The 8627-nt window shown below is 52.0% G+C and carries 7 protein-coding genes; 6 read left to right on the forward strand and 1 reads right to left on the reverse strand.

All coding sequences use genetic code 11. The features are described 5' to 3' along the window. Positions 1-77: 77 nt before the first annotated feature. A complete protein-coding gene (locus Q3886_RS06355; RefSeq protein WP_301860385.1) occupies positions 78-1979 on the forward strand; it encodes a glutamine synthetase in 1902 nt (633 codons plus the stop codon). A 61-nt stretch (positions 1980-2040) separates the two neighbouring features. Here Q3886_RS06355 and Q3886_RS06360 read toward each other — a convergent pair whose 3' ends face one another. Beyond that, entirely contained in the window at positions 2041-2793 is a 753-nt protein-coding gene (locus tag Q3886_RS06360) for an exodeoxyribonuclease III (RefSeq protein ID WP_301860386.1), read from the reverse strand. Positions 2794-2967: 174 nt separating this feature from the next. Between Q3886_RS06360 and Q3886_RS06365 the strand changes: the two genes are divergently transcribed. The 5 genes from Q3886_RS06365 (at position 2968) to wecB (ending at position 8591) form a co-directional block, all read left to right on the forward strand. Continuing rightward, entirely contained in the window at positions 2968-4605 is a 1638-nt protein-coding gene (locus Q3886_RS06365; RefSeq protein WP_301860388.1) for a phosphoglucomutase, read from the forward strand. 73 nt (positions 4606-4678) lie between these two features. Beyond that, entirely contained in the window at positions 4679-4951 is a 273-nt protein-coding gene (locus Q3886_RS06370) for an ACT domain-containing protein (RefSeq protein WP_301860389.1), read from the forward strand. A 12-nt stretch (positions 4952-4963) separates the two neighbouring features. Next, positions 4964-6322 (forward strand): PFL family protein, encoded by a 1359-nt coding sequence (locus Q3886_RS06375; RefSeq protein ID WP_301860391.1) that lies wholly within the window; start codon positions 4964-4966, stop codon positions 6320-6322. A gap of 43 nt (positions 6323-6365) precedes the next feature. Beyond that, positions 6366-7403, forward strand: coding sequence for a glycosyltransferase family 4 protein (locus tag Q3886_RS06380; RefSeq protein WP_301860392.1), 1038 nt, complete (start codon positions 6366-6368; stop codon positions 7401-7403). Positions 7404-7439: 36 nt separating this feature from the next. Then, positions 7440-8591, forward strand: coding sequence for a non-hydrolyzing UDP-N-acetylglucosamine 2-epimerase (gene wecB, locus Q3886_RS06385; RefSeq protein WP_301860393.1), 1152 nt, complete (start codon positions 7440-7442; stop codon positions 8589-8591). The last annotated feature ends 36 nt before the right edge of the window (positions 8592-8627 follow it).

Consider the following 8627-nt stretch of genomic DNA (forward strand, 5'->3'; position numbering starts at 1 on the left):
TGCAGAAAGTCAAAGAAGACTTCGAACCTTGCATAAAGGGGCGAAGTCTCTTTTTTGTTAAAAAGGAGGAAGAAAGAATGACTAAAGATGATTTGGTTTATGTAATTCCTGCCGGCCAGTATGGCAAAGAAGGTGTTCTGGCTTTATTGGAACAGCATCCGGAAATTAAATTCGTTTCCCTCGTTGGTGTCGATTTAGCCGGAAACGATACAGATGAAAAGATTCCTATTTCCGTATTCTTTGACGAATACGATAAATTCTTCAATGCCACGGCGTTCCAGACAGACGGGTCTTCCGTTGTTCTTCCCGGCATTGCTACCTTGTCCAACGCCCGTGTCGACATCAAAGCCGATCCCGGCGTAAACTGGTTCATTGATTATAACGACGGCAATATTGACCCGGCTACGGGCAAACCGGTCGGCACCCTTCGTATTCCCAGCTTCCTGCGCCATGCAACGGGCTTCATTGATTCCCGTTCCATTCTCCGCAATACTGTAGACTACGTTGGCGACCAGATCCTGGATTTAGTTAAAAAATACGGTATTAAAGGCCTGTCGATTAATCCCGATGATATTGAAAAAATCGTATTCACGACGGCAACAGAACTGGAATTCTGGGTTAAGACGCCGAGCCAGGACGTAGAAACACGTCTTCTGTCGGCATCGCAGAAAATGCAGGAACAGTACTGGCAGCGTACGCACGGCGTAGTCCGGACCGCTTTGGAACAGACTGTAGAACGTCTGGAAAAATACGGACTCCAGCCGGAAATGGGCCATAAAGAAGTTGGCGGCATTAAAGCCCACATCGATGATTCGGGCAAGCTGATCTTCGTTCTGGAACAGATCGAAGTAGACTGGAAATTCTCCAACGATCCGGTTCAGACAGCAGATAACGAAATTCAGGCCCGCATTATTGTCCGCGAAGTATTCCGTGAAAACGGCCTTGAAGTTACGTTCCAGGCTAAACCGATCCACGGCGTTGCCGGCTCCGGTGAACATACGCACCTCGGCATTGGCGCTATCCTGAAAAACGGCAAATTCGTCAACCTCTTCAACCCCGATGACATGAACAAAGAATTCCTGTCGGCTCTTGGCTACGGCGCTATTATGGGCCTGCTGAAACATTACGAAGTTATTAACCCCTTCGTTTCCTCCACGACAGACTCCCTGAATCGTCTGAAACCTGGCTTTGAAGCACCTGTCTGCATCGTTACGGCTCTGGGCGGCGAAACACCGGATGTTCCGTCCCGTAACCGTTCGGTCCTGGCCGGCCTGATTCGTGCCGTAGAAAGCCCGAACGCCACGCGGTTTGAACTTCGTGCACCGAACCCGTTCACCAATACGTACATTGCCATTGCCATGTGCTACCTCGGCGCACTGGACGGCATCAAATACGCTCTGTCCAGCGGCAAATCGACGGCAGAACTGCTGGCTGAACTGTCCAAGAAACCGGGCGAAGCAGCAGATTACCTGGAAAAAGACCGGGCATATCGTTCGGAAGTGGACGTATTCGAAGAATTCACAGCTGAACAGCGCGACGCCATGTTTGGCAAAGCTCCGCGCACTGTATGGGAAAACTTCAAAGCCCTTACGGCATATCCGGAAAAACTGGAAGACCTCGCCTGCGACGCATTCCAGAAACGCCTCATGGAATCCTTCAAAGAAGGCGCTCTGAGCCGCTGGGCTCTGGAACTGCAGTACCGCATCGTTCCGGACAACCTGTCCAAGATTATTTCGGCAAAACAGCTCCACCTCGAAGACGATACGAACCCGCTGGAAGTTGAACGGTGGGAAAAGATCAACGCTCTTCGTACAGAACTGGGCCGCGATACGGACGAAAGCCTGTCTATCTGCTCGAAGATCAAGAAAGCTCTGGCTGATAAAGACTACGATACCGCTTCGGATCTCATGATCGTCATGAGCGACAAGATGGATGAACTGGCTGATCTGTACTATGAATATTCGCACAACGCCTTCTAATAGGCCGTTGTAAGCAATAAAAAAGAACTGAGATTATATCTCAGTTCTTTTTTTGTTGCCTTCAGCGGATAATCAGGCCGACCGGGCAGTGGTCGCTGCCGGTAATATCCGTGTAGATTTCGGCTTTTTCCAGGCGGCTGTCCAGTGATTTGGATGTAATGAAGTAGTCAATGCGCCATCCGGCGTTGTTCTGCCGGGCCTTGAAGCGGTAGCTCCACCACGAGTACACGCCGGTCACGTCCGGATAGAAGTACCGCCATGTATCCGTAAATCCCGCTGCCAGGAGCTCGGTCATCTTCTGCCGTTCTTCGTCGGAAAATCCGGCGTTTTTTCGATTGGTCTTCGGATTTTTCAAGTCGATTTCTTCATGGGCTACGTTCAGATCGCCGCAGAGGATGACTGGCTTTTTGGCATCCAGCTCTTTCAGATAGGCGCGGAAATCGTCTTCCCACTGCATCCGGTAGGGCAGGCGGGCCAGTTCATTCTGGCTGTTCGGCGTATAGCAGGTAACGACGTACAGATCGTCCAGCTCCAGCGTAATCAGACGGCCTTCGTGATCGTGTTCGTCCCGGCCCATGCCGTATGATACGGACAGCGGCGTTTTGCGGGTAAATATGGCAGTGCCGCTGTATCCTTTCTTTTCGGCGTAGTTCCAGTACTGCTCATACCCCGGCAGATCGAGCTCGATCTGACCTGCCTGCAGTTTCGTTTCCTGCAGGCAGAAAATATCGGCATTCAATGTCGTAAAGACATCCATAAATCCTTTTTTCATAGCTGCCCGCAGGCCGTTGACATTCCAGGAAATACATTTCAACAGGTTTCATCCTTTCTTTTTAAACGTACTGTCACAATAGAGAAAAATTTGTTATAATAATGACAAAACTACTATATTGAGAGGCTGCCGCAGGCTCCGCTGCAGATGGCGGAGTACTGCACGTTTATTGTATAGAAAAGGGGCGGCCTTGTCAAAAGAGAATCAGGTGATTAGATGGCAGCAAATACATTAGCAGGAACAAAGGTAAGACCACAGGATTACATTGACTTACAAGCTATTGCAGCCGCATATGCTGATATTCATCCCGATGTGAACAATCCCCATCAGCAGGTCCGGTTCGGTACGTCCGGACATCGCGGACAGGCGGGAAACGGCAGCTTTACGGCTGACCATGTCGCAGCCATTACGCAGGCTGTATGCACGGTCCGTACCCGTTTTGGCGCATCAGGCCCGCTGTTTGTCGGCGCTGATACGCATTATCTGTCCAAACTGGCCTATGAAACGGTCCTGGGCGTTCTGGCTGCCAACGGCGTTGCCGCCTATGTCGACGGCGACGATGATTTTGTGCCTACGCCTGCTGTTTCACGGGCTATTTTGCGTTACAATGAAGGACGCAGCGAACGTATGGCGGACGGCATTATTATTACGCCGTCTCATAATCCGCCGGAACATGGCGGCATTAAATATAATCCGGTCACCGGCGGACCGGCAGAGTCAGCGATTACGAAGGCCATTGAAACCGAAGCGAACTGTCTCCTTGCCGGCGGCAACGCGGAAGTTCATCAGGTGCCCTATGAAGAAGCGTGCCGCAGTGAACTCGTCGTTCCCTACGACTACAAAGGGCTGTACGTGGCAGAGCTCGATTCCATTATCGATCTCGATGCCGTCCGCGATGCAGGACTGCGCATTCTGGTCAATGCCCTGGGCGGCTCGGGAATGAATTACTGGCACCGTATTGCCGATATGTATCACATTCCTCTGGAATTCGTCAACGACACGTATGACCCGCAGTTCCGCTTCATGAACTACGACCATGACGGCAAAGTCCGCATGGACTGCTCGTCGTCATACGTCATGTCGGCCGTGACCAACAGCCGGGAAAAATACGACCTCATCTTGGCCAACGACCCCGATTACGACCGCTTTGGCATCGTTGCCGGATCCCAGGGCATGATTTCGGCCAATGCCTATTTGACAGTTGCTTCGCACTATCTCATGACACACCGCAACTTTGCCGGCAAGGGCATTGCCAAGACTGTCGTTACGACGGATATGCTGACCCGGTCGGCTCATATGCTGGGAGTGCCCCTGTATGAAGTTCCTGTAGGATTCAAGTACTTTGGCTCCCTGTTTATGGACGGCACCATTGCCTTTGCCGGAGAAGAAAGTGCCGGCGGCTCCTTTGTGGCCAAAGACGGCAGCGTGTGGACAACCGACAAAGACGGCATGATCATGTGCCTGTTGGCTGCGGAAATCAAGGCCGTAACGGGATTGTCGCCTGTGGAATACTATAATGAACTGTGTGAAAAACTGGGCCGGCCCTATATGATGCGCAGCGATGCACCGGCAACGCTGGAAGAAAAGGCCCGCATCAGTGCGCTGACCGAAGCAGACGTTACGGAAACGACACTGTGCGGCAGTCCCATTACGGCCGTGCTGTCCCGTTCTCCCTACGGCGATTTCCCCATTGGCGGCGTCAAAATCGCCACGGCTGACGGCTGGGTAGCAGCCCGTCCGTCGGGCACAGAAGACCTGTATAAACTGTATGCGGAAAGTTTTGTCTCTGCCGAACAGGCACAGCAGCTGCTGGAAGAAGGAAAACACCTTATTTCCAGGGCCCTTTCCCGATAAATTCATAGAAATTTTTTCCATAGTATGATATGATAGACTGCATGAGAGTTATACACAAAGGAGAGGAATACAGATGAAAGCTGTTATTACTGTTGTCGGCGTTGACCGGACCGGGATTATTGCTGCAGTCAGCCAGGTGATGGCTGAACATGCCATTAATATTTTGACCATTAATCAGGCGATTTTGGATGGCGTATTCAATATGGCCATGATCGTGGATATGGAAGCTTCCGATTTGGGGCTGGCAGAACTGCAGGATATTCTCAAGGAAAAGGGCGATGCCCTGGGCGTTGAAATCCGGGCGCAGAATCAGGCAATCTTTGAAGCCATGCATCAAGTAGGATAAGGAGATAATGGAATGCTGACAATCCATGATATATTAGAAACCAATCAGATGATTCAGAAGAATAATCTCGACGTCCGCACCATTACGATGGGGATTAGTCTTCTCGACTGCTGTTCCAGCGACGGCAAGACGCTGTGCCGGAACATTTATGATAAAATTACGTCCTATGGGGAACACCTGGTACAGACTGGGGAAGATATTAGCCGGGAATTCGGCGTTCCTATCATCAACAAGCGCGTCGCCGTCACGCCTATCAGCCTCGTCGCCGGCGCCAGTGACCTGAAAAACTATGTCGATGTAGCCCGGACGCTGGACAAGGCAGCCAAGGAAATTGGCATCGACTTTCTCGGCGGCTTTTCGGCTCTCGTCGAACGGGGATTTACAGACGGCGACCGCCGTCTCATTGACTCCATTGCCGAAAGCCTGGCCTGCACCGACATTGTCTGCAGTTCCGTTGCCATTGGCTCGACGAAAGCGGGCATCAATATGGATGCTGTTGCTGAAATGGGCCGCGTATTTAAAGATCTGGCTGAACGGACGAAAGAACAGGATGCCCTGGGCTGTGCCAAACTGGTCGTCTTCTCCAATGCTGTAGAAGACAATCCCTTCATGGCCGGCGCCTTCCACGGCGTTACGAACGGCGACTGCTGCGTCAGCGTCGGCGTCAGCGGTCCCGGCGTTGTCAAACGGGCCCTGGAAACGGTGAAAGGCGCACCTTTTGACGTCGTTGCGGAAACGATTAAAAAGACAGCGTTCAAGATTACCCGTGTGGGCCAGCTCGTAGCCATGGAAGCATCGAAACGGCTGAACGTTCCTTTTGGCATTATTGACCTGTCCCTGGCACCGACGCCGGCTGTCGGCGACAGCGTTGCCGATATTCTGGAAGAAATGGGCCTGGAAAGCTGCGGTGCCTGCGGGACGACAGCTGCCCTGGCACTGCTGAACGATGCCGTCAAAAAAGGCGGCCTTATGGCATCTTCCCGCGTTGGCGGCCTGTCAGGCGCATTTATTCCGGTCAGTGAAGACAAAGGCATGCTGGAAGCCGTTGGCCGCGGCAGCCTGAGCCTGGAAAAACTGGAAGCCATGACCTGCGTATGCTCTGTAGGCCTCGATATGATCGCCATTCCCGGCAATACGTCGGCCTCTACGATTTCGGCGATTATTGCTGACGAAGCTGCCATTGGCATGATTAACAACAAGACGACGGCAGTCCGCGTCATTCCCGTTCCGGGAAAAGATGTCGGCGATACCGTAGAATTTGGCGGCCTTTTGGGATACTGCCCGATTATTAACGTCAATAAATATGCCTCCGATGCATTTATTGCCCGCGGCGGCCGGATTCCGGCTCCTATGCGCAGCCTGACGAACTAAGGCGTGCAGAGATTTAACTTGGAATGGAAAGTAGGCGTTTGTTGTGCTCGAATACCTTGTGCCGTTTTTGATTGCTTTAATCGTAGCCTATGCCTTGACGCCAAGTGTAAAAAAGCTTGCGATTAAAGTAGGCGCTGTTGACCGGCCTAATGCCAGAAAAGTGCATACCCATGTTATTCCGCGGTTAGGCGGTCTGGCTATTTATATCGGATTTATGGCGGCTGTGCTGTACAGCGCGCCGCTGCGGCCGGAACTGCTGGGCCTGCTCATTGGCTGCACTGCCATTGTGGCGCTGGGAATCTGGGATGATATATGCAATATTCCGGCAAAAGTGAAGCTCGCCGGTCAGATCGTAGCCGCTGCAATTCCCGTGGCTTTTGGCATTCAGATCGAATGGATGACCAATCCTTTTGGGTCCCTCATTGTGCTGCCGGAAATCATTGCCGTGCCGCTGACGATTTTCTGGATTATTGGCTTTACCAATACAGTAAATCTTATTGACGGACTGGACGGACTGGCTGCCGGCGTATCCTTTATTGCCTCTGTGTCCCTGTTTCTCCTGGCATATCATATGAATCAGTTCCTGCCGGCTGTCATCATCGTGTCCATGGCCGGAGCGGCTCTGGGATTTTTGCAGTATAACTTTAATCCTGCCAAAATCTTCATGGGTGATACAGGAAGTATGCTTCTGGGCTATACCATGGCTGTATCGGCCGTGCTGGGACTGGTAAAGACGGCAGCAACGGTTGCGCTGGTCGTGCCGATTATCGCCCTGGGACTGCCTATTTTGGATACGCTCTTTGCCATTATTCGGCGGAAGATGAGCGGTGTGCCGATTTTTCAGCCCGATAAGGGCCATCTCCATCACCGTCTGCTGGCGCTGGGACTGAGCCAGAAACAGGCTGTTCTGATCATGTACTGCGTCAGTATCGTCTTAGGCATTGTAGCCCTGTTTGTCGCCAGCGTAGGGTATAAAATCGGCATTGTTACGGTGCTGATTGTCCTGGCTGTGATTATTTATTCGGCAAAACGGATTGGCATATTGAGAAAAACGACGACGGATACTACTCGCAAGCCGTAGTGGGTAGTATCCGTTCTGTTTGAGGAGGAATTACTTATGATAAAGGTTATGACTGTCTTTGGCACGCGGCCTGAAGCCATCAAGATGGCGCCTGTAGTTCTGGAACTGAAAAAGCATGCGTCCCAGATTCAGACGGTTGTTGCCGTTACAGCCCAGCACCGGCAAATGCTGGATCAGGTATTGTCCCTGTTTCATATTAAGCCGGACTATGATCTGGATATTATGTCACAAGGGCAGACCTTATACGACATTACGACGAAATCGCTGCTGGGGTTAAAAAGCGTGCTGGAAGCAGAAAAGCCGGATCTCGTGCTGGTTCACGGCGATACGACGACGACCTTTGCCGGCGCGCTGGCTGCATATTATCAGCAGATTCCTGTCGGCCATGTCGAAGCGGGCCTGCGGACAGGCAATATGTACTCGCCCTTTCCGGAGGAAATGAACCGTAAGCTGACCGGTGCTATTGCGGCCATTCATTTCGCACCGACGCCGACAGCCAAGGCGAATCTGCTGCGTGAACACGTTGCGGAAGATACGATCTATATTACGGGAAATACGGTCATTGACGCACTGATCAATACGGTCAATCCGTCCTATCAGTTCCATAACGATGTGCTGCAGTCCATTGATTTTGCTCATCACCGCATTATTCTCCTGACGACGCATCGCCGGGAAAATCTTGGCGAACCGATGCGGCATATTTACAAGGCCCTGCGGCAGATTATCGAAGAAATTCCCGATACGGAAATCGTCTTCCCCGTACACCGCAACCCTCTGGTGCGGCACGTAGTAGAAGAAGAACTGGCCGGCGTCGACCGCATTCATCTCATCGATCCGCTGGAATACGAACCCTTCGCCAACCTGATGAGTCGGAGCAGCCTCGTCCTGACCGATTCCGGCGGCATTCAGGAAGAAGCCCCGGCCCTGGGCAAACCGGTCCTCGTCCTGCGCGATACGACGGAACGGCCCGAAGCTGTGCAGGCCGGTACGGTCCGGCTCATCGGCACAGACAGAGATGTAGTATATGAAGAAACGAAGCGGCTCCTGACCCAGCAGAAGGCCTATGATGCCATGAGCAATACCGTAAATCCCTATGGCGATGGCAAAGCTGCAGCCCGGATTGTGCAGGCTATTCTGCACGTCTATGCCGGTCAGGGAGAGGCACCGGAAGAATTTTCTCTGCAGTAAAATCAAACGGAAAAAATATATATTAAGGTCTTGTGG

Origin of the sequence: uncultured Megasphaera sp. (assembly GCF_958350005.1) — a bacterium.
Classification (GTDB): domain Bacteria; phylum Bacillota; class Negativicutes; order Veillonellales; family Megasphaeraceae; genus Megasphaera.